This is a genomic window from Neisseria sp. P0022.S009 (assembly GCF_051956675.1).
In the GTDB taxonomy this organism is placed as follows: Bacteria; Pseudomonadota; Gammaproteobacteria; order Burkholderiales; family Neisseriaceae; genus Neisseria.
In genome coordinates this window covers 1-472 of record NZ_JBQCXE010000060.1, presented here as the reverse complement: position 1 = coordinate 472, position 472 = coordinate 1, and the positions used below count along the sequence as shown (strand labels likewise).

Here is a 472-nt window from a genome sequence, read left to right as displayed (position 1 = left end):
ATTCGTCGGCAGCGTAAGAGATGTATAAGAGACAGGTACTGGCTTGGGACCGTCGCGGACATCCGGCAGGGCTCGACCCATAGTTAAGCTCGTGGCGTAATCGAGGTAGCTCTTGCGCATTTCGTCTTCAAGGCTGACAGGCAGGGGTTCAGGTGCAAATTTATGGTCGTTGCGGATGGTTGCGTCGGTCATGATGATCTGTAATTTCGTATGGCAAAAATCTTGTTGATTCTACCACAAAACAAGCAGTTTATGGCTTTTGCGTGAAGGCTGTCTGAAACAGGGTTTCAGACGGCCTTCATTCTTTCTAAGCAATCACTTAAAGGATGCAAGAAACTTCATTGGAAGCCCGAAGGCTCAACGCTTTGCGTTTTTTGGCCTTTTCATAACGGCAACGTTGGGGCGGTGCATTGATTTCCAATGGCGGCACGGCAACCGGCTCGCCGTCTTCAACGGCACACATGTGGAAGTA

The 472-nt window shown here is 49.8% G+C and carries 1 protein-coding gene and 1 pseudogene; both read right to left on the bottom strand.

Annotation, left to right across the window (positions count from 1 at the left end; all coding sequences use genetic code 11):
* On the bottom strand, positions 1-192 hold a 192-nt coding region (locus tag ACTHUG_RS11435), incomplete at its 3' end, for a hypothetical protein (RefSeq protein WP_440422290.1).
* A gap of 127 nt (positions 193-319) precedes the next feature.
* Positions 320-472, bottom strand: a pseudogene (locus ACTHUG_RS11430) (acyl-CoA thioesterase); the annotation flags it as partial.